This is a genomic window from Sphingomonas sanguinis (assembly GCF_019297835.1).
Classification (GTDB): Bacteria; Pseudomonadota; Alphaproteobacteria; order Sphingomonadales; family Sphingomonadaceae; genus Sphingomonas; species Sphingomonas sanguinis_D.
The window spans coordinates 2,018,896-2,037,356 of sequence record NZ_CP079203.1 but is presented as its reverse complement, the minus strand read 5'-3'; the positions used below and the strand labels follow the sequence as shown (position 1 = coordinate 2,037,356).

Genomic DNA, 18,461 nt, shown 5'->3' with positions numbered 1-18,461 from the left:
ACCGGCCGTTCAGTCCTGATCGGCCAGCAGCGCCGCCGCCAACCAATCGGGGCGGATCGCATCGCCAAGGGAATCGACACGGCGATGCTCCACCATCAGGCTTAGCTCGGGATAGACCGCGCGGGTCCGGTCGCCCGCTTGCGCCAGCGGTGCCACGACCAGCCGCCGGTTGACCTTCGAGCGATGGTGCATCCGCGCGGTATTCTCCTGCCCGACATAGCAGCCTTTGGTGAAGCTCACGCCGTTCAGTTCGCGGGCATTGCACTCCAGCCAGAGCGTCTCGCCCGATCCCAATTCGCCTACGCCTTCGGTTACGCCCAGCGACAGCCGGTGCGCCGTCCAGCCGCTTGCGGCCTCACCCGTCGGGGCCAGCCAGCGATGCCCGAGTTCGGCCAAGCGCGGATCATGCGGATGCTCCTCGGCATCCCGGCTCCAATGGGCCGCCAGCCCCTCGACCGGATCGATGGTGATCGCGCGGCGCAGCCGGTACATGGCCAGCCGCCGGGCCAGCGCCTCGGCCTGCGATGCCTCTGCGTCGATCAGCACCGCCTCGCCCTGCGCCCACAGGATGAAGTCGAACAGCGCCTTGCCCTGCGGCGTCAGCAACGCGGCCCAGCGCGGCGCATCGGGCGTCAGTCCCGCTACATCCTGCGTTACCAGCCCTTGCAGAAAACCGCGCACATCCTCGCCCGCGACACGGATCAGGCGGCGGTCGGCCAGAGTGGTCGCGGCGGGCGTTGCTGGGGTGGCATCGGTCATGACCGCAAGGTAGGAGGGCGTGACCCTATGCGAAAGGCCCGTTTGCCATGACCTTCGATCTGCTTCTCTCCGGCGGCACCGTTCACACCCCCGGCGGCCCCGTCCGCGCCGATGTCGGCGTGCGCGACGGCCGGATCGTGGCGATCGGGGCAAAAGGCGATGCGGGCCGGGTGATAGACTGCACCGGCCTCGACATCCTGCCCGGCGTGATCGACAGCCAGGTGCATTTCCGCGAGCCGGGCCTGATGCACAAGGAGGACCTCGCCTCGGGCAGCCGCGCCGCAGTGATGGGCGGCGTCACCGCCGTCTTCGAAATGCCCAACACCAAGCCGAACACCGATTCGGCCGAGGCGATCACCGACAAGCTGACCCGCGCCAGGACGATGTTCTGCGACCATGCCTTTTACGTGGGTGCGACCAATCACAATGCCCGCGACCTGGCCGAGCTGGAGCGGATGCCGGGCACGGCGGGCGTCAAGATCTTCATGGGCGCCTCGACCGGCGACCTGCTGGTGTCGGAGGATGCGCGGCTGGCCGAAGTGCTCGCCTCGGGCCATCGCCGCGTCGCGATCCATGCCGAGGACGAAGACCGGATGAACGCCCGCGCCGACGAGCGGATCGAGGGCGATCCGTCCTCGCACCCGGTCTGGCGCGACGATGAAAGCGCGCTGCTCGCCACCCGTCGCATCCTGCGCCTGGCGCGCGAGGCGAACCGCCGCATTCACATTCTGCACGTCACCACCCCCGCCGAGCTGGAATATATCGCCCAGCACAAGGACATTGCGACCTGCGAAGTGACGCCGCAGCATCTGACGCTGGCGGGCGAGGAAGCCTATCCGCGCCTCGGCACGCTGGCGCAGATGAACCCGCCGATCCGTTCGGGCGCGCATCGCGACGGACTGTGGCACTGGCTGAACCAGGGCGTGCCGGACGTGATCGGCTCGGACCATGCCCCGCATACGCTGGAGGAAAAGGCCAAGCCCTATCCGGGCAGCCCCAGCGGGATGCCGGGCGTGCAGACGCTGCTGCCGCTGCTGCTCGATCATGCCGCGAACGGCCGCCTGTCGCTCCAGCGGGTGATCGAGCTGACCAGCGCGGGGGCGCAGCGCATCTTCGGCATCGTCGGCAAGGGGCGCATCGCGGCCGGCTACGACGCCGACTTCACCATCGTCGACCTGAAGAAGCGCTGGACGATCGAGGATCACTGGCTCCAGTCCAAGTGCGGCTGGTCGCCTTTCACCGGCATGGAGCTGACCGGCAAGCCGATCGGGACGATCGTTCGCGGACAGGTGGCGATGTGGGAGGACCAGTTGGTCGACGCGCCGACCGGCCAGCCGATCCGCTTCGAGGCGGTCGACTTCGGATGAGCCAGAGCCGGTGGGTGCGGGACATCCGGGTCTATTGCCCGGTCGCACCCGCCACGCTCGCGGCGCTGATGGCGGGCCATCCGGCGGCGGTGGAAGACGATCCCACCGCCGCCGCGCTGCTGGCGATCCTGCGCACCCCGCCGCTCGGGGATTTCGGGCGGTATCGCGAGGTGGTGGAACTGGCGATCGGCTATGAGGGGTTCCGGCCGGGCGATGGTGCTGTGCCGACGCTGGGGGCAGTCGGCAAGGCGAGCTGGTCGCCGACCGTGATCCTGACCGCGATTTATGACGCGGAGGCCGATGTGGCGGCGCTGGCGGATGCCCTACTCGCCGCGCATCCTTGGGACGTGCCGGTGATTGCTGTCAGCGAGCCTTATCGGTTGCTGATGCGCGGATAGGAGGGGGCTAGGAGGGGGCGTGGGCTTCGACTTCGCTCAGCCTGAACGGCTGTTGTAAAAGCCCAGCCTATCTATCCTAAACCCCGTTCAGCCTGAGCGAAGTCGAAGGCCAAGGGAATCCGCGCGCCCCAGGGAATCGGGGCCAAGGGAAACCTCGGCCTTCAAGACCCGATCAGAACGGCAACCACCGCGCCTTATGCGTGAAGTTCATATACCCGACATTGACGCCCGCGCGCCAACCGACCCCCAGCCGCACCGGGATCAGCACGACATTGCCGCGCCGCAAATAGGTCGCGGCGAACCCACCGACGAAATACAGCCGCCCCTCGGCCGCCGGGAAGCGGTGGAACAGCTCCTCGGTGTCGTAGAGATTATATACCAGCACGAACACCTTGTTCGCGTCGCCGCCGATATCGAAGCCCAGCGACGGCCCGGTCCAATAGACCGGCATCTGCCCCTCGACCTTGTGGGTCATCACGCCGGAGCCATAGCGCAGCCCGACCACGAACGCGCCCGATGCCTCGCGCCCGGCGATATAGGCGTTCGGGCGGCCCTGTTCGCGCAGGATACGCTCGATGATGCCCGCCAGCCCCTCGGCGCCCTGGCCGAACACGCCTTCGCCCGCGGCCAGCAAATCGTCACGCTCGAAGGTGTCGGCGGCCTGCGTCGTCTGGGCCGCGCGCGAATCGGGGGTGCCGGGCGTGGTCGTGACCGGCGGTTGCTGGGCGGGCGGGGTCGACTGAACCGGCGGATTATAGTCCTGCGGCGGCGGGCTCTGCTGGGGCGCGGGACGCGAGGGCTGGGTTCCCAGGTCGCTGTCGATGCCCTGATTGGGGTCGATCGTGCGGACCTGCGCCGCAACCGGCGCAGCGACGACCATGGCAAGGCCGGCCAACAGAGACACCAACAGGGACAGGCGCCGTGACAGGCCCGGACAGACGATACGCATGACTTTTCCAACTCCCCCGGCGAACCGATTGCCGACGTTAACCAGTCCGCAGCTTGCGGCGCAATGAATGACAAAAGGGGGACTAGTCGATTTTCCTGATAAAATCCCGCCCAGACCCGGTTGATTGCCTCCACCGGCCCCGCTATAGCCGCACCTCGCCGCAGCCGGAGACGTGGGTGAGTGGCTGAAACCAACGCTTTGCTAAAGCGTCGTACGGGAAACCGTACCGAGGGTTCGAATCCCTCCGTCTCCGCCATTTATGCCCCTGTGCGGCTGGCAAAAAACCCTGAAATCTGCTACAAAAGCTCGGAAATCAGCGGGTTTTTGATGCCGCTGCGTTTCACTCGATCCGACACAATCCCACGCGAAGTGTGGGGAAAAGTGTGGGGAAAAATTGAGGTGAGGTGGCATGGGAAAGCTCACTGCGCTCAAGATCCGATCACTGATCGAGCCCGGACGCTATTCGGACGGGGACGGCCTGTTTCTCGAAATCAATGGCAAAGGGGCAGCTAGTTGGGTCCTTCGCGTCCAGAATAAGGGAAAACGCCAGGACATCGGGCTGGGATCACTCAAAGCGGTTTCTCTCAAGGATGCCAGAGAGGCCGCGTTCTTCACGCGCCAGAAGATCGCCCAAGGCATCGACCCCGTCGCGGAGCGGAAGCAGGAGCGGCAGGTCATTCCGACGTTCCGCAAGGCCGCCGAGATGGTCCATGAGGAACACAAGGAGGCGTGGAAGAACGGCAAGCACCAGGATCAGTGGATCGCGACGCTGAAGAGCTACGCCTTCCCCAAGATGGGTGACCGCTTGGTCAGTGAAATCGAAGGCCCCCTGATCCGGGACGTGCTGGCTCCCATCTGGCTGACGAAGCCGGAAACGGCGCGTCGCGTACGGCAACGTATCGGTACCGTTCTCGACTGGTCCTACGCACGCGGGTTTCGCGCGACCGAAGCGCCAATGCGGTCGCTTTCCAAGGGGCTGCCTCGTCAGCCCAAAAAGGAGAACCATTTCGCGGCCCTGCCTTATGCATCCGTACCGAACTTCCTTGAAAAGCTAGGCGAGCGGGAATCGGTGGGCCGCGTTGCGCTGGAAGCGCTTATCCTGACGGCGGCGCGGTCGGGCGAAATCCGGGGGGCGACCTGGTCTGAGCTCGACCTCGAAGCTGCATTGTGGACGATCCCCGCCGAGCGGATGAAAATGGGGCGAGTACATGTCGTGCCCCTCGCACCCGAAGCGGTGGCGGTGTTCGAGCGCGTCAAGACTTTCAAGATTGGCGCTAGCGAGTTGGTGTTCCCCGGCCAGAACGTGAAGAAGCCGCTGTCGGATATGACGCTCCTCAAAATCCTTCGAGATATGGAGCTCACTGTGACAGTACATGGGTTTCGGTCGGCATTCCGGGACTGGGTGGCGGACCAGACGGACTACTCGGGAGAGATCGCAGAAGCGGCGCTCGCCCACACAGTCTCGAACAAGGTCGAGGCGGCCTATCGCCGAACCGACTTCCTCGACAAACGCCGGCTGCTCATGCGTGAATGGGCGGCGTTCTGCAAAAAGACGCCCCCTCCGTCGACGGATGGCCGGGACGACGAGTCCAACGCCTGAGCTTGGCCTCGAATAAGAAAAGCAGTTGTAGGGTGGGAAATGCGCCAAGAACTTTTAGGACAGCACGGCCCGTGTTGGTCCTCGACCTGCCCGCTGATAACTAGTTGCGCTAAGCCGGCAACTGGCGCGGTCGGCTGCCCCCAATGACCAACTTACGCTGTGGAGCGCTGACGGCCTCAATTAAAAAGTGGAGCGGCCGTTTGCGACCAAAGCCAGCCGTTCAAATGCGCCAAAGTGAACGGCGGCTTCTGGTGGAAACTGCCGTTCGATTGGTCCAAACCTTATGCAGGCACGCCGCGATAGTGGTTCAGAAACGTCGGCGCCATGTCGTTACGCCAACGCATGGTTCCGTACTCGACAAGAAGCGCCTCGCTCTCGAAAACTAGCATAATCCCCGCGTCAGCAAATGGAGCATTTCCGGCACCACTCTCCGTCGAGGTCATCGAACATTCTACATGCATAGTGGTTGATTCCCGAACGACCTTACGCGATTTCATGGCTGCGGGCGGTTGCCCTCCTATCTAAAGATAGATCATTGCCGGCTCGATGATGAGTCCGGCGAGTGTCTCACCGAGGTTATTGATGGCCAACGACGACCTGCCGCCCGAACATCACAGAGTCGTACCGATGCCGGGATCGCTGACGGATGTCGCGCACGCTGTCCGTACGCTGTTTGATCTCTTTGGCCTAGGCGAGAAGACCTATGCTGCCTGGGTCGACTTCTTCGACCGCAGGCAGGCCCGCATCGCCGCGCGCGGCATGGCGCGGTTCCGGTTCGGCCCCGGCGGCGCGAAGGCGATCCTCGCGAAGCTTGCCGAGGAGCCGGTGGAGGCGGCCGAGCTCGCCCGCCTAGCGGCGTGGCACCGCGAGACCCAGGACGAGATCGATCAGGCGCTGCGCACGCTCATCCGGTATGAGGACCAGCTCCGCGAAAATCATGGCATCAAACTTTCCGACCGGTTCGCCGAGCTTCTCCATGGCCCCGTCAGCAAGGGCGCCATTCGCCTGACCATCTCTGACATCTGTGCGCTCCCGTATGCATCGGCCGAGGAGCGCGCTGAGGTGTCCCGCAAGGCGCGGCACCTGTTGATGATGATTGACGACCTCAACACGGGCTTCGCAGAGCTTCACGAGGAGATCCTGCCGCCGCGTAAAGGGCCTGCCGCTCGACGCAAGCCAGTGCCCCGCCGCGCGCCTCGGAAGGCGTAAGCCGCAGCCCCTATGCGCAGCCGTCCTCTCGCGATCCTCAATCGCAATGTCACCGTTCTGGGTGATGAACCCCCGTCCCGCCGACGCATCGCCGACTATCGAAGCGCATCCGCCTACGTCTTGCTGGGCGAGCCCGGCAGCGGCAAGACGCGAGCCTTCGAGTTGGAAGCGTTGGCCTCCGGAACCGAGGTGGTCAGGGCACGGGATTTCACTGCCGGCGATCGGCCAGTCGGCGAGATCGTCTTCATCGACGCGCTGGAGGAATATCGGATCGCCGAAGCGGGCGGCGACCATCTCGGCAAACTGATCAGCGCGCTGGCGGGCGCGGGCTATGCCCAGTGGCGGATCGCCTGCCGCGCGATCTCGCTGCCGCAGATCGATGCCGAACGGCTTGCCCGGCGGGTAAGCTTCTTCGAAACGCTCCAGCTTGAGCCGCTTGATCGCGTCGAACAGCGCGCCATCCTTAACGTTTACGGCGAAGCGCAGCCTGTGGATTTCATCCAGCGGACCATGGCGATCGGCGCGGACGCCCTGCTCGGCAATCCCTCGACGCTGCTCTTGCTGCACAGCACGTTCGCTCGGTCGAAGCGCCCGCTCCAGACTCGAGGCGCTCTGCTTGATGAGGCGACGCGGCAGATGGCCTATGCTTCAGACGAGCTGCCCGACGATCCGAAACGGCCGTCACCGGCCCAGATCATCGCCGCCGCCGAACGGGCTGCCATCATCCTGCTGCTCTCGGATCGCACCGATATCTGGCTTCTGAACTCCAAGCCGCCGGGCGATCATGTCGTGACGCGCGACGATCTCGTCCTGTCGGGCGTCGATATCGAGGCTCTGCGCGAAGCACTCGATACTGCGCTTTTCTCGGGTGACGGCAGCAGCCACACGCCAACCCACCGCTTCGTCGCCGAATATCTAGCCGGTCGGGCCCTAGCCCGTGCGACTGCCCCCGAGGACGGACGGGCGGCGCTCTCGCTCGATCGCGCCATCGCCTTTCTTCAAGGCGATGACGACCGGCCCGCACCCGCGCTCACCGGCATCTATGCCTGGTTCGTCATCACCCTTTCTCAGACCGTTCACGAGGCACGCGCTCTCGTTCTCGTCGCGCGGGATCCCGCCGCGATCCTCTTTCATGGCGATGCCGCGATGATGCCGACGGCGCATCGCGGCGTCCTCCTAGACGCGCTGGGGCGCGACGACCCGTGGTTCCTGGGCGGCAACCGCGGCTCGACCGGGATCGCCGGCCTCGCCGGATCCGACCTCGCGAATGAGTTCAAGGCGATCCTCGCGGATCCCCTTGAACTCGCTCATCGCCGCAGGCTGGTACTAATGACGCTGGCCGCCGGCCGTCCCGTACCCGAGCTGGCCGACGCGGTGCATGCCATCTTCGTCGACAGGCACTCCACCGACTTCTACGACCGCCGTACCGCGAGCGAGGCCTATGCCCGTATCAAGGGCGAAACGCCCGCGCTCTATCGCGAGATGCTCGACGGGCTTGCCGATCAGAACAGCGTGACCGCGCTCCAGCTCCGGGTCGGCCTCATGGCGAAGTGCGTGCCCGGGGCGACCGCCGACGAGATCCGGGAGCTCCTTATCGCTTATGCCGCAACCGGGAACGGGGTCATGGGCTATGCCGACCCGCTCGGCCGTGCGCTCCACGATCATCCGCTCCCCTCGCTGTTCGATCGCTCGCTGGTAGCCCGCCGCCATAGCGGTAACACACGCGCCCACGAGATCGCGCGGGTGATCGACAAGGCACTTGCAGCTGCCATCGCAGCGACGCCCGATCTGTCCGCCGACCGGCTGATAGACTGGCTCCACCATGCCGGTATCGAGCGGTACGAGCAGCCTGAAGACGCGATCCGGGATGCAATCGTCGCCTGGCTCGATCTTGCTGATCCACATGAAGTGGACTTGATCGAGGCATTGCGTCGACGTTTCGGCAGCTCTGCCGCAGCCATCCACGAGTTCAAGCATTTGACCGGCTTGCGGCCCAGCGACGATTCCGCCCGGACGCTGATCGCGCTGATTGACGCCCAGCCGTCAGGTCCCGGCAGGATTGCTGCGGCTGAGCTCGCTGCATGGGCGATCCGCCCCTTCCCTGAAGATGGCATTCTCTATTGGGAGCTTTGGCCGGCGGTCGCGCGCCACGCCGACCTGCACCATATTTTGGAGCAGATCGACCGCTGCCCGCTCACGATTTGGGAAGGCGGGGAAGGCCGCCGCAAGCGCAAGGCGAGCGCCGAGGACGTCGTCAGGCAAGAGCAGGATCGGCGCTCGTTCGACGACCATCTCGACCAGATCCGTGCGGGGGACGAGGAGCGGCTGGCTTACGCCGCTCTCCTCTATCTCGGCCAAACGGACGTCGCTGCGGCCGGGCGGGGCCCTGACGGATTGCGTTCCTGGCTCGGAGATGCCGCCTTCGCGGCGGTCGTCGAAGGCTGGAACGCTCTCGTGGCAGGCGCCACCGAGCGGGCCTACACGGCGGGCCGCCGCGTGGCCCGGAAGCGCATCGCGCTACTGGCCGAGATTTTCGTTTGCTGGGCCGATTGTCGCGAACGTGCGGGTGAAACCATCACCGCTCCCGCCGTCGTGCTGCTGACGGTCGCGCATTACACCTTCCTTCTGCCGACCGAACGTGCCAAGCCTGTCGGTAAGGCGGCGATTGCCCGCTTCCTCCGATTGGCGGAGGCGAAGGCAACTTTGCTCTCTTTCTGGAAGGGCGCGATCGTCGGGCGCGACACCCGCCTACCACTGCTCCAGGATCTGCCGCGTCGGACCGGGCCCGTCGGCGGCGCGCTGGCGCAGCTTCTGGAAAAGCGGCCGGTGCTGCGCGACCAACTCCTCGGGGATACGTTGGACGAAGCTGCCCGCCACATCGACGCAGCGCGGCTGCTGGCCTTGGCACAGACGGCATTGTCGCGAACCCTCCCGGACTTTGCACGCCGGCGGTGGGCTTTCATCGCTTGGACTCTTGGTACACCCGCGCCGGACCTGTTCGACTGCGACTTCTCGACTGCCGCTGAGCACCGGATTTTTGCCGAGCTCTGGCAGGGTAATATCGGCAAGCTCTCCAAGGATGGCGGTGCATCAGGGATTGGGCGGCTAGAGGCGATTATTGCGCGTCTCGGGCCGCTCTATCCACCGTCGAAGGAGGCGCGCCGCAGTGGCTCGGGACCCTCTGCGATGATCGAAAGGGCGATTGGCCGGCTGGCCGAAAGCCCGCGGCGGGAGGCAAGCGAGGCTTTCGTGCGGCTGCTCGCGACGGCCGGCCTCGACGCCTGGTCGAACGACCTCGCGCACAAACGCATGGCGCAGAGTAAGGTGCGCCGGCACGCGGCCTTCCAGCCGCCTGCGCCGCGCGCGATTGCGGCCGCACTGCTCGCCGGGCCGCCGGCGACGCCGGGCGACCTGCGCGCCGTTGTCACCGAATGCCTGGTCGAGCTCACGCACGACATTCGTTTCGCTCCGACCGCGCCCTGGAAGGGGTTCTGGAATCGGCCACACGGTGGCAAGTCCACACCAAAGGTTGAGAATGACTGCCGCGATCTCCTCGTCGACCGTCTGAGTGATCGGCTCCGCCGCTTCATGATTCCTGTCCAGTTCTCGACTACCGAGACACGCAGCGGCGACGACCGGCGCACCGACGTATTGGTCACTTCCTTCCACCCGATTGAGGCAGGCGCGCGGGCCGTCGCGGTCCCGATTGAGGCCAAGCGGCACTGGAACGCCGAGCTCTGGACCGCAGTCGAAGACCAGCTCATCCCATACTGCCGGACGGCCGGTTCAAACGGGCACGGCATCTATCTTGTCTTCTGGTTCGGAGGCGATCACCAGACTCCGGCGCACCCAGATGGCGAGCCCAAACCTGAAAGCGCAACGTCGCTAAACGTTGCTCTGGAGGCGCGCTTGAAGCCCGATCACCGCGACGCAATCAAGGTCATCGTCGTTGACGTCTCCGAACCGCAGCAGGCTTGACCCGCGATCGCCTGAACGAGACCTGCCATGCTGTTTCCGGGCCTTGCCACAACTCTCGCGAACGACGCTGATCCCGTGATCGCCGGCGTGTTCGCCTCGGGCGGCGTACAGACTACCGTTCAAGCGGAAATGTCCGGTCGTCCCGGAAGCGGTCGTTGGCAGAGGCCAGCGGAAACGGCGGGTTTGTCCGACATCACGCCATTTGCATTTGAAAGATAATGCATCTTCGAAATCCAAGCGTTACGGTGCGGCCGATTTCTAGGTAGTTTCCGAAACCGAGTTGGATGGCCGCGATGGGGAGTGAAAGCGCTCATCCGGCAGGATGATCATCAACATGGTATAACATCGGATTGCGCAGCCATTGGTCGATCGCAGATGCGCGCCATCCCACGCAGCGGGTGCTGAGCTGGATGTTCTTCGGAAAGGTGCCGTTGGCCATCTTGCGGTAGAGGGTGGATCGGCAAAGCCCGGTCTGGTCGAGGACGGCCTTCAGACGCAGGATGCGGTCGGGGTTGGTGGACATGGCATTGCCTCGCAGCTCTTGAGAGTGAAGGCGCCAAGGTCCTGCTTTTGCCTGATCGGCAGTAGGGCCTGACTGAGGTCACGACGACACTGTCGAGGGACATCCAGAAAGCTGAGTGCTGCCGTCTCCTGCGATGCCGCAGGACCGGGCTCTACGCCGCTGGCGCGGCGCCGAGCCGTACCGTCTCGGCCCATGCGGGTTGCGATCCCTGACGGGTGACGGTGCGCATGGCGCACCGTCAGCGGACAGCGTGGGGTGCCCCCACGCTGGCGTGACGTGCCGGGCGCGTCTGGCGAGGGTGGGCGTCACGGCCCTGTAGTCCCGCCGCGGCGTGCTGCAACCGGCTGTGCCGGTCCTCCACTTCGTTTCGTCCCTATGGGTGCAGCCCGCCTCATCTGGCGGGACTGTCGGTCCGCTCCTGCCGCCCACCCTCGCCATTCCGGCCGGGCTGCGGTGGTTTTGAAGGAGCGAGGATCATGTCCAGGACCATCGACCAACGTCAGACCCTGTATGCCGAAGTGACGGCCCGTGTGATTGCCGAACTGGAGGAGGGGCGGCTGCCCTGGGTGCAGCCTTGGGACAGCGCGGCCTGTGCCTGTACCATGCCGGCAAACGGGGTGACCGGGCGGCGCTATTCCGGGATCAACGTGCTGATCCTGTGGGCCAGGGTCATCGAGGGCGGGTACAGTTCACAACGCTGGCTGACCTACCGCCAGGCTCAAGCGGCGGGCGGTAATGTCCGCAAAGGAGAGCGTGGCACCACCGTTTGTTATGCCGATCGCTTCACGCCAAAGGGCAAGGATGACAGCGCGCACGACGACAAGCAGGAGGCGCGCACAATTGCCTTCCTCAAGCGCTTCACGGTCTTCAACATCGACCAGTGCGAAGGCCTGCCCGAGACGTTGACGCAAGCAGCAGAGGTTCGGCCCGAGATCGAGATCCTGCCGGAGGTCGCGGCCCTTATCGAGGCGAGCGGCGCGGATGTGCGGATCGGCGGCGATCGTGCCTATTACCATCCGGCGGCCGACTATGTCGCGGTGCCGCCGGTTTCGGCCTTCCACGAGCCGATCAACTGGTATCGCACCGCTCTCCACGAGCTTGGCCATTGGACGGGTCACCAGACGCGATTGGATCGCGACCAGAGCGGCGCATTCGGTAGCGCCAATTATGCCCGCGAAGAGCTTGTCGCCGAGATGGCGAGCGCCTTTGCCTGTGCGTCGCTGTCGATCAAATCCACGGTGCGGCATGCCGATTATGTCGGGTCGTGGCTCGAGGTGCTACGCCACGACGACAAGGCGATCTTCCGGGCGGCGAGCGCCGCCAGCAAGGCGGCAGACTATCTGATCGGCTTTGCCGCGGATGAGGGGCAGCCGTCATGACGCGCGATCACCACTTCCAGGCGCGCTTGCGCGCCTGGAACGCACTGCCGGACCGCGACCGTGCGATCTTCGCTAGCGTTCGGATCGACGGACTGGCTTATGACGAAGCGGCGCGCAGCCATGGCTGCACGGCAAACGACGTCGAACAGGTTATCGTGCGCGTCCTCGTTGCCCTCATGGGAAGCGGATGACGACGCCCCGCCATGAGGCGAGCGCCGGCATCTCACGAGTACAAAGGATGTACGCATCCGTAACGGTTCGCTAGGAATGCCATCATGCGCGACGACGTTGCTCATCTGCCGGACAAGAAGCGCCGCGATCTCGACCGGATCGTGGAAGTGCTGTTTGCCGAGTTCGAGCAGGCGACATCGCTCTCGACGCAGAAGTGGCGCCGGCAGGGCCGCATCCTCAAGGTCATCCTCTACGGCTCCTATGCGCGCGGCGACTGGGTCGACGATCCGATCGGCGGCTACCAGTCCGACTATGATATCCTCGTCGTCGTCAGCGACGAGCGGCTGACCGAGCCGGGCGAGTTCTGGGCCAAGGCCGACGATCAGTTCGTCCGCGAAGTGACGATCTCCAAGCGCATCAGCGCGCCGGTCAGCTTCATCGTCCACAGTCTCGCGGACGTGAACAATCAGCTGACGCAAGGGCGTCCATTCTTCATCGACGTGATCGACCAGGGCATCGCCCTATATGAGGTTGAGGACTTTCCGTTCGTCACGCCGAAACCACTGGATCCGAAAGCCGCGTTGATTGAAGCGCGAAAGCATTATGCTGAGTGGTATCCGAGCGCAGTTGGCTTTCTTGAACAGGCTAAATTTGCCGCTGCCAATGGCCGCGCAAAAATCGCTGCGTTCGAATTCCATCAGTCTACCGAACGCTTTTATCACTGCCTTCTGCTGACCCTAACGCTTTACAGCCCGAAGTCGCACAAGCTGAACTTTCTCCGCAGCCAGGCCGAGCCCCTCGTGCATGAGCTTATCGCTGTCTGGCCACGCGATACCAAGTTCGCCCAGCGCTGTTTCGAACTGTTGCGCCAGGCCTATGTCAACGCGCGCTACTCAGCCCATTACAAGGTGACGCCAGCCGAACTCGAATGGCTCGCTGAGCGGGTCGAACTCCTCCAGCAGATCGTCAAGCAGGCCTGCGAAAAGCGGCTCGCGCAGGCCTGACGTTCGTCAGCCCGCGCTCGCGTCATCGGCAAAGGCGCGGCGTCCGCGCCGGGTCCAGATGAGCCGGTAATGATCGCTGTCCTCGCTGCGCAGTCTGCTCGCCACGTCGATGAGCGCGCCGTATATCAGCGCGCGGTCATCTTCGGTCAGATCGATCAGTCCCGCCTTGGCGACCAAGCCGCCCAGCTCGATCAACTGGCGGGTGCGTTCGCGCCGCTTCACCCGCCACTCGCGTACGTCATGCCGCGCCCGGCGCAGTTGGAGCCTCGCTCGCAGGACTGTTGTCCGTCGCAGGGCCGTTGTCGTCATGCCGAGCGCCTTGGCGTGCATCGGATTTCGCGCGAAAGAACGCCGCCCCGCGCGCCCGCTCCGCCTCCTTTGTTCGCTCGTCTGTCGCCTCCGCCGCCAGCAGCAGTGCCCCGGCCAGTTGCTCGATCGGTAGCATATCGGCACCGGTCGCGATGACCAGCTCGCCGAGCTGTTCGCGCTTGCGGGACTTTAGCTGTCTGGCCTTGGCATCAAGCGCTTTGAGCTCAGCATCATAATCACGAGGTTTGCGCATGGGATCATCCTTCCGTTGTGCGGAGAGGATAATCCAGTTATCGGGGTGTTCGATCAGCTGCAATGCGCCGGGATGACTTGGGACAACCGCGTCCCAAGACAGATGAAATCTTCGAAGGGCGCGCTTATACGTCGTGCCGACGTCGCTTGTTTGGTGTAAATGGTTGACCGCCATGGCGATCTACCATTTCTCTGCCAAGATCATTAGCCGAGCGAACGGCTCGTCCGCGCTGGCGGCGGCCGCCTACCGCTCCGCCTCGCGGCTCCACGATCAGCGGCTCGATCGCCACCACGACTTCTCGAACAAGGCCGGCGTCGTGCATTCCGAAGTGCTGCTGCCCGATGGCGCGCCCGAGGCGTGGCGCGACCGCGAAGCGCTGTGGAATGCAGTCGAGGCGGTGGAGGTACGGAAGGACGCGCAGCTTGCCCGCGAGGTGGAGTTCGCCATCCCGCGTGAGCTCGACCGGGCCGAGGGCATTCGGCTGGCGCGTGACTTCGTTAGCCACGAGTTCGTCGCCCGCGGCATGGTCGCCGATCTCAACGTGCATTGGGACATCGGCGCAGACGGGGAGGCCAAGCCCCATGCCCATGTCATGCTCGCCCTGCGCGAGGTAAACGACGAGGGCTTTGGCCAGAAGAACCGCGACTGGAACCGCACCGATCTGCTCGAGACCTGGCGCGAGCGCTGGGCGGGGCATGTGAATGCCAGGCTGGCCGAACTCGACATCGACGCACGGGTCGATCACCGCAGCCTGAAAGCGCAAGGCATCGACCTCGAACCCCAGCACAAGATCGGCCCCGCCGCCTCGCGCATGGTGGCGCAGGGGTTCGCCAGCGAGCGGCTCACTGAGCATCACGCCATTGCCCGCGCCAATGGCGAAAAGCTCATTGCTGACCCGGCGATCGCGCTGGATGCGATCACGCGTACCCAGGCGGCCTTCGCCACCCGTGACCTGGCGATGTTCGTCCATCGCCACAGCGAGGGGAAAGAGCAGTTCGACCAGGTGATGGCGGCGGTCCGCGCATCCCCCGAATTGGTGAGGCTCGGCAAGGACGGGCGCGGTCAGGAGCGCTTTACCAGTCGAGATATGATCGACACCGAGGCACGGCTGCAGCGCGCCACGATCAAGCTCGAGGCGAGCCGCCGCCATGGCCTGATCGACCAGCACCGCAAGCTGGCGCTCGTGCGTGCCGAGATGCGCGGGCTCACTCTGTCGCCTGAGCAGCGCAGCGCCTTTGATCATGTCACCAGCGGCCGGGGTCTGGGTGTCGTCGTCGGCTATGCCGGGACCGGCAAGTCGGCGATGCTGGGCGTGGCGCGTGAAGCATGGGAGAGCGCCGGCTATCAGGTCCAGGGCCTGGCACTGTCGGGTATTGCCGCCGAGAACCTCGAAAGTGGCTCGGGCATCACGTCACGCACCATCGCCAGCCTTGAGCATCAATGGAGGCAAGGGCGTGAGCTGCTCACCGACAAGTCGATCCTCGTCATCGACGAGGCCGGCATGATCGGCACGCGCCAGCTCGAGCGGGTGATCGCCGAGGCGGAGAAGCGCGGCGCGAAGGTGGTGCTGGTCGGCGACCCCGAACAGCTCCAGGCGATCGAAGCGGGCGCTGCCTTCCGCAGTGTCGCCGAGCGCCATGGCAGTATCGAGATCACCGACATTCGCCGCCAGCGTGAAGATTGGCAGCGCATGGCGACCCGCCAGCTCGCCACTGAGCGGACGACTGAAGCGCTGTCGGCATACCAGCAGCATGACGCGATCCATGTCGCCGAGACGCGTGAGGCTGCGCGCGTCGATTTGATCGATCGCTGGGACCGGCAGCGCCAGGCCGAGCCCGACGCCAGCCGCATCATCCTCACCCACACCAATGACGAGGTAGCACTGCTCAATCAGGCAGCGCGGAGCCGATTGCGTGCGCGCGAGGAACTTGGCGACGATGTCGCCCTGCAGGTCGAGAAGGGCGAGCGTCACTTTGCCGCCGGAGACCGAGTGATGTTCGGGCGCAACGAGCGCAGCCTTGGCGTCAAGAATGGCTCGCTGGGGCGGATCGAAAGTGTGACTGCAACCCGCATGGCGGTGATGCTCGACAACGGCACGGCCGTCGCCTTCGACCTCAAGGACTATGCCGCTGTCGATCACGGCTATGCTGCCACTATCCACAAGTCGCAGGGCGTGACTGTCGACCGGGTGCACGTGCTGGCGACGCCGGGGCTCGACCGGCATGCCGCCTATGTCGCGCTGTCGCGGCACCGCGACGGTGTCGATCTCCACTATGGCCGCGATGATTTTGCCGACCATGACCGACTTGCCGCCACGCTGTCGCGCGAGCGGGGCAAGGACATGGCGTCCGATTACCCGGCCGCAGACAAATCGACCGAGATTGCCGCGGCAAAGCCACGCGACCGGTTTGCTGGTCTCAGGCTCACCCGGATCGCACGCGACGAGGTCGTCCGATCTCCGCTCGATCACGCGGTCGAGAAGGTGGGCCGAGCGGTTGCTGACATCATGCGAAGCCGTCGCCAGGGCTTCGAGCCGCTCCCCCACCAGCAGGCCGCCCTCGATACGGCGGTCTCGGCGCTGAAGGCAGTTCGTCCCGACGGTGTTCGCGACATTCGCGCTGTCTTCAATGGCGATCATGGGCTCATCGAAGAGGCCGCCAAGGGAAGAACGACGCAGGTCGTCCGCGCCATGATGATGGAAGCCGAGATGCGCGATCAGCGCGCTGCTCGCGCATTGGCGCTGGACGAGAAGATGCGTGAGCAGCGCGCTCTTAGCGCAGACCGGTTCGTCGAGGACTGGACCAGACACGCAAGACGCGCGGCGGCATTCGATCGGAACGGCGAGCGCTGGCGCGGCGATGAGGTTCGCGAGGCGATGACCGGCATGGCCAAGAGCCTCGAGCGCGACCCCCAGCTCGAGTCGCTGTTGCGTAACCGTGTCAAGGAACTCGGAATCCGTTCGTCCGGTGGGGCTTCATTGTCCCATGATCTCCAGAACTGGCTCGGCCTCTCGCGGGGCCGCGGGCTGGGCCGGTAGGCTGCGGTCATGACCCAGCCCACTGACGTATCCGCCGGCGAGACCGCGCTCGCCTTCGAAGATCTCCGCGCCGAGATCAGTCTGCTGCGCCGCGCCGTAGAAGGCCTCACCGCTGCTCGCGAACGGATGCCGGACTACACTCCGACGCTTGGATCGATGATGGCGCAGCTGAAAACGACGCAGGAAGCCCTGCAGCGGATCGAGCGCAGTCCCGCCGTCGCGCTGACGCCTGTCGCACTCACCAAAGAGATCGTGCAGGCGGCCGCAAGTGCCAGGGCCGAAGATGCCCGCAAGCTTGACGAAGCACGCGACACCATCGCGCGATCGATCGGGAGGGTCGATGGCATCGTTGAACGCGGCCAATCGGTGAAGGGCCAGTCTCGCCTGCTCCGCCGGAGCTGCGCAGCAACCGCGTTGGCGACGATATTGCTCTGGTCAATACTGCCCGGCGCGATTGCCCGGTCACTCCCGGCGAGCTGGCATGTGCCTGAGTGGATGGCAGCCAGGATCGTCGGATCGAAATTCGTCAATACTGGCGAAGACGGCAAATTGGTGACCAACCATGAAGCGCCGCCGAACGGGCTCTAGTTAGCCAAATCCTGCAATTCGCTGGTGTCGCTGCCGAGTCGGATCGCCTCGCCCCCTTCGGCGGACGGCGCAGTCATCATTCGACCGGGACGCGCTCCAGTCTAGAGCCGGGAAGGTCGAGACCCCAGCGGCGGTCAAGATAGAAGGCTAAGGCTGCCCGCGTTTGGACGGCAATCAGCTCCTTGCCGTCGAAGCCATACTCCTCGCGCGCAGCCTGCTGCTGCTCCGCCGAAAGATCGGACCGGGGTCGGAGCGCGACGCGGACGATGGTCTCCCACTCCTCGTCGCGGGGCAGGGGTTCAGCTAGCGGCTCGGTCGCGAAGGTGCTGGCGTCCGACACCCGCACGGGCAGATAGTCGCGCCATTCCGCATGCCGGAAGCTCCACGCCCGGAAGTGGAGCCGCTCCCCGTCGAAGCCGATCCGAGCCGGCGCGATCCACTGCGAGGTGGTCCGACCCGAGCTCATCGAGACGTAGTCGATCTCGATCCTCACGTTCCGGTCCATGGCCCGGTAGAGGTGGCGCATGACGGTCGCGGGGCACTGCCGATCGGGCATCGGCAGCGAATCGAACCGGTCGCCCGCCCCGTCGGCGACGACGTCGAGCATCGGCGGAAGGTCACCCGCGTCCTCGAGTCCGAGATGCCGGTCCGATGCGACGTACGTCTTGCGCACCGTGTCGTAGACGGGAAGCGGCTCGCGGCAGCGGGCGAGATACTCGCGGAAGTCGACCGCCGCCTGCGCCTGCGAGATGCCGAACCTCCGGATGAGGGCACCGCGCGTCGCCTGACCACGCCAACGGAAGCACTGGTCGAGGTACGCCAGCCGCATCCTGACCGTCGGGCGAAGTTCCTGGGCTTCCATAATCCGGACGCTACTTGACGACTCACCCAATGTCCATCTAGCTTCTATATGTATAGTCACTGTACGGAGGGGCGC

At 65.0% G+C, this 18,461-nt stretch carries 17 protein-coding genes and 1 tRNA gene; 12 read left to right on the top strand and 6 right to left on the bottom strand.

What is annotated here, in order from left to right:
- Nucleotides 1-9: 9 nt before the first annotated feature.
- On the bottom strand, nt 10-759 hold the full coding sequence (ygfZ, locus tag KV697_RS09440; protein WP_219021044.1) for a CAF17-like 4Fe-4S cluster assembly/insertion protein YgfZ: 750 nt from the start codon (nt 757-759) through the stop codon (nt 10-12).
- A 47-nt stretch (nt 760-806) separates the two neighbouring features.
- Between ygfZ and KV697_RS09435 the strand changes: the two genes are divergently transcribed.
- The gene (locus tag KV697_RS09435; RefSeq protein WP_219021043.1) at nt 807-2,126 is read left to right on the top strand and encodes a dihydroorotase; all 1,320 of its coding nucleotides are present in this window, start codon (nt 807-809) and stop codon (nt 2,124-2,126) included.
- Complete coding sequence (locus KV697_RS09430; RefSeq protein ID WP_219021042.1) at nt 2,123-2,524, top strand: hypothetical protein; 402 nt, start codon at nt 2,123-2,125, stop codon at nt 2,522-2,524. The genes KV697_RS09435 and KV697_RS09430 overlap by 4 nt, the downstream gene beginning before the upstream one ends.
- Nucleotides 2,525-2,696: 172 nt before the next feature.
- On the opposite strand, the gene KV697_RS09425 is transcribed toward KV697_RS09430, so the two are convergent.
- Entirely contained in the window at nt 2,697-3,473 is a 777-nt protein-coding gene (locus KV697_RS09425) for a DUF1134 domain-containing protein (RefSeq protein WP_219021041.1), read from the bottom strand.
- A gap of 166 nt (nt 3,474-3,639) precedes the next feature.
- Between KV697_RS09425 and KV697_RS09420 the strand changes: the two genes are divergently transcribed.
- From KV697_RS09420 to KV697_RS09400, 5 genes are all read left to right on the top strand, one after another.
- Nucleotides 3,640-3,729: transfer RNA gene (locus KV697_RS09420), tRNA-Ser, on the top strand.
- Nucleotides 3,730-3,882: 153 nt separating this feature from the next.
- Nucleotides 3,883-5,073 (top strand): tyrosine-type recombinase/integrase, encoded by a 1,191-nt coding sequence (locus KV697_RS09415; RefSeq protein ID WP_219021040.1) that lies wholly within the window; start codon nt 3,883-3,885, stop codon nt 5,071-5,073.
- Between the two features lie 582 nt (nt 5,074-5,655).
- Complete coding sequence (locus KV697_RS09410; protein ID WP_219021039.1) at nt 5,656-6,282, top strand: hypothetical protein; 627 nt, start codon at nt 5,656-5,658, stop codon at nt 6,280-6,282.
- A gap of 12 nt (nt 6,283-6,294) precedes the next feature.
- Nucleotides 6,295-10,260: a hypothetical protein gene (locus KV697_RS09405; RefSeq protein ID WP_219021038.1), complete on the top strand. Its 3,966-nt coding sequence runs from the start codon at nt 6,295-6,297 to the stop codon at nt 10,258-10,260.
- 27 nt (nt 10,261-10,287) lie between these two features.
- Nucleotides 10,288-10,479 (top strand): hypothetical protein, encoded by a 192-nt coding sequence (locus tag KV697_RS09400; RefSeq protein ID WP_219021037.1) that lies wholly within the window; start codon nt 10,288-10,290, stop codon nt 10,477-10,479.
- 91 nt (nt 10,480-10,570) lie between these two features.
- On the opposite strand, the gene KV697_RS09395 is transcribed toward KV697_RS09400, so the two are convergent.
- Nucleotides 10,571-10,783 carry a helix-turn-helix transcriptional regulator gene (locus KV697_RS09395; protein WP_219021036.1) on the bottom strand — a complete coding sequence of 71 codons (213 nt, stop codon included), beginning with the start codon at nt 10,781-10,783 and terminating at the stop codon, nt 10,571-10,573.
- Between the two features lie 476 nt (nt 10,784-11,259).
- Here KV697_RS09395 and KV697_RS09390 point away from each other — a divergent pair, with 476 nt between their 5' ends.
- The 3 genes from KV697_RS09390 to KV697_RS09380 all read left to right on the top strand — a co-directional run bounded on the left by KV697_RS09390 (nt 11,260) and on the right by KV697_RS09380 (nt 13,337).
- Nucleotides 11,260-12,162, top strand: coding sequence for an ArdC family protein (locus KV697_RS09390; protein WP_219021035.1), 903 nt, complete (start codon nt 11,260-11,262; stop codon nt 12,160-12,162).
- Nucleotides 12,159-12,353, top strand: a complete 195-nt coding sequence (locus KV697_RS09385; RefSeq protein ID WP_219021034.1) for a sigma-70 region 4 domain-containing protein — start codon at nt 12,159-12,161, stop codon at nt 12,351-12,353. Before KV697_RS09390 ends, KV697_RS09385 begins: the two co-directional genes overlap by 4 nt.
- Nucleotides 12,354-12,437: 84 nt before the next feature.
- On the top strand, nt 12,438-13,337 hold the full coding sequence (locus KV697_RS09380; RefSeq protein WP_219021033.1) for a HEPN domain-containing protein: 900 nt from the start codon (nt 12,438-12,440) through the stop codon (nt 13,335-13,337).
- A gap of 6 nt (nt 13,338-13,343) precedes the next feature.
- On the opposite strand, the gene KV697_RS09375 is transcribed toward KV697_RS09380, so the two are convergent.
- Both KV697_RS09375 and traD read right to left on the bottom strand, forming a co-directional pair.
- On the bottom strand, nt 13,344-13,559 hold the full coding sequence (locus KV697_RS09375) for a conjugal transfer protein TraD (RefSeq protein WP_257575783.1): 216 nt from the start codon (nt 13,557-13,559) through the stop codon (nt 13,344-13,346).
- A gap of 16 nt (nt 13,560-13,575) precedes the next feature.
- Nucleotides 13,576-13,962: a conjugal transfer protein TraD gene (gene traD / locus KV697_RS09370; RefSeq protein ID WP_374011402.1), complete on the bottom strand. Its 387-nt coding sequence runs from the start codon at nt 13,960-13,962 to the stop codon at nt 13,576-13,578.
- 109 nt (nt 13,963-14,071) lie between these two features.
- Here traD and traA point away from each other — a divergent pair, with 109 nt between their 5' ends.
- Together traA and KV697_RS09360 are read left to right on the top strand one after the other, a co-directional pair.
- A complete protein-coding gene (gene traA, locus KV697_RS09365) occupies nt 14,072-16,936 on the top strand; it encodes a Ti-type conjugative transfer relaxase TraA (protein ID WP_219021329.1) in 2,865 nt (954 codons plus the stop codon).
- 9 nt (nt 16,937-16,945) lie between these two features.
- The gene (locus tag KV697_RS09360; RefSeq protein ID WP_219021031.1) at nt 16,946-17,524 is read left to right on the top strand and encodes a hypothetical protein; all 579 of its coding nucleotides are present in this window, start codon (nt 16,946-16,948) and stop codon (nt 17,522-17,524) included.
- 76 nt (nt 17,525-17,600) lie between these two features.
- Here the strand turns inward: KV697_RS09360 and KV697_RS09355 are convergent, their stop codons facing one another.
- Nucleotides 17,601-18,386 (bottom strand): WYL domain-containing protein, encoded by a 786-nt coding sequence (locus KV697_RS09355; RefSeq protein WP_219021030.1) that lies wholly within the window; start codon nt 18,384-18,386, stop codon nt 17,601-17,603.
- Between the last annotated feature and the right edge of the window lie 75 nt (nt 18,387-18,461).

Bases quoted from the DNA above. Each gene is read 5' to 3' on its own strand.
- ygfZ (WP_219021044.1), bottom strand. From the start codon at position 759: ATGACCGATGCCACCCCAGCAACGCCCGCCGCGACCACTCTGGCCGAC.
- KV697_RS09435 (WP_219021043.1), top strand. From the start codon at position 807: ATGACCTTCGATCTGCTTCTCTCCGGCGGCACCGTTCACACCCCCGGC.
- KV697_RS09430 (WP_219021042.1), top strand. From the start codon at position 2,123: ATGAGCCAGAGCCGGTGGGTGCGGGACATCCGGGTCTATTGCCCGGTC.
- KV697_RS09425 (WP_219021041.1), bottom strand. From the start codon at position 3,473: ATGCGTATCGTCTGTCCGGGCCTGTCACGGCGCCTGTCCCTGTTGGTG.
- KV697_RS09415 (WP_219021040.1), top strand. From the start codon at position 3,883: ATGGGAAAGCTCACTGCGCTCAAGATCCGATCACTGATCGAGCCCGGA.
- KV697_RS09410 (WP_219021039.1), top strand. From the start codon at position 5,656: ATGGCCAACGACGACCTGCCGCCCGAACATCACAGAGTCGTACCGATG.
- KV697_RS09405 (WP_219021038.1), top strand. From the start codon at position 6,295: ATGCGCAGCCGTCCTCTCGCGATCCTCAATCGCAATGTCACCGTTCTG.
- KV697_RS09400 (WP_219021037.1), top strand. From the start codon at position 10,288: ATGCTGTTTCCGGGCCTTGCCACAACTCTCGCGAACGACGCTGATCCC.
- KV697_RS09395 (WP_219021036.1), bottom strand. From the start codon at position 10,783: ATGTCCACCAACCCCGACCGCATCCTGCGTCTGAAGGCCGTCCTCGAC.
- KV697_RS09390 (WP_219021035.1), top strand. From the start codon at position 11,260: ATGTCCAGGACCATCGACCAACGTCAGACCCTGTATGCCGAAGTGACG.
- KV697_RS09385 (WP_219021034.1), top strand. From the start codon at position 12,159: ATGACGCGCGATCACCACTTCCAGGCGCGCTTGCGCGCCTGGAACGCA.
- KV697_RS09380 (WP_219021033.1), top strand. From the start codon at position 12,438: ATGCGCGACGACGTTGCTCATCTGCCGGACAAGAAGCGCCGCGATCTC.
- traA (WP_219021329.1), top strand. From the start codon at position 14,072: ATGGCGATCTACCATTTCTCTGCCAAGATCATTAGCCGAGCGAACGGC.
- KV697_RS09360 (WP_219021031.1), top strand. From the start codon at position 16,946: ATGACCCAGCCCACTGACGTATCCGCCGGCGAGACCGCGCTCGCCTTC.
- KV697_RS09355 (WP_219021030.1), bottom strand. From the start codon at position 18,386: ATGGAAGCCCAGGAACTTCGCCCGACGGTCAGGATGCGGCTGGCGTAC.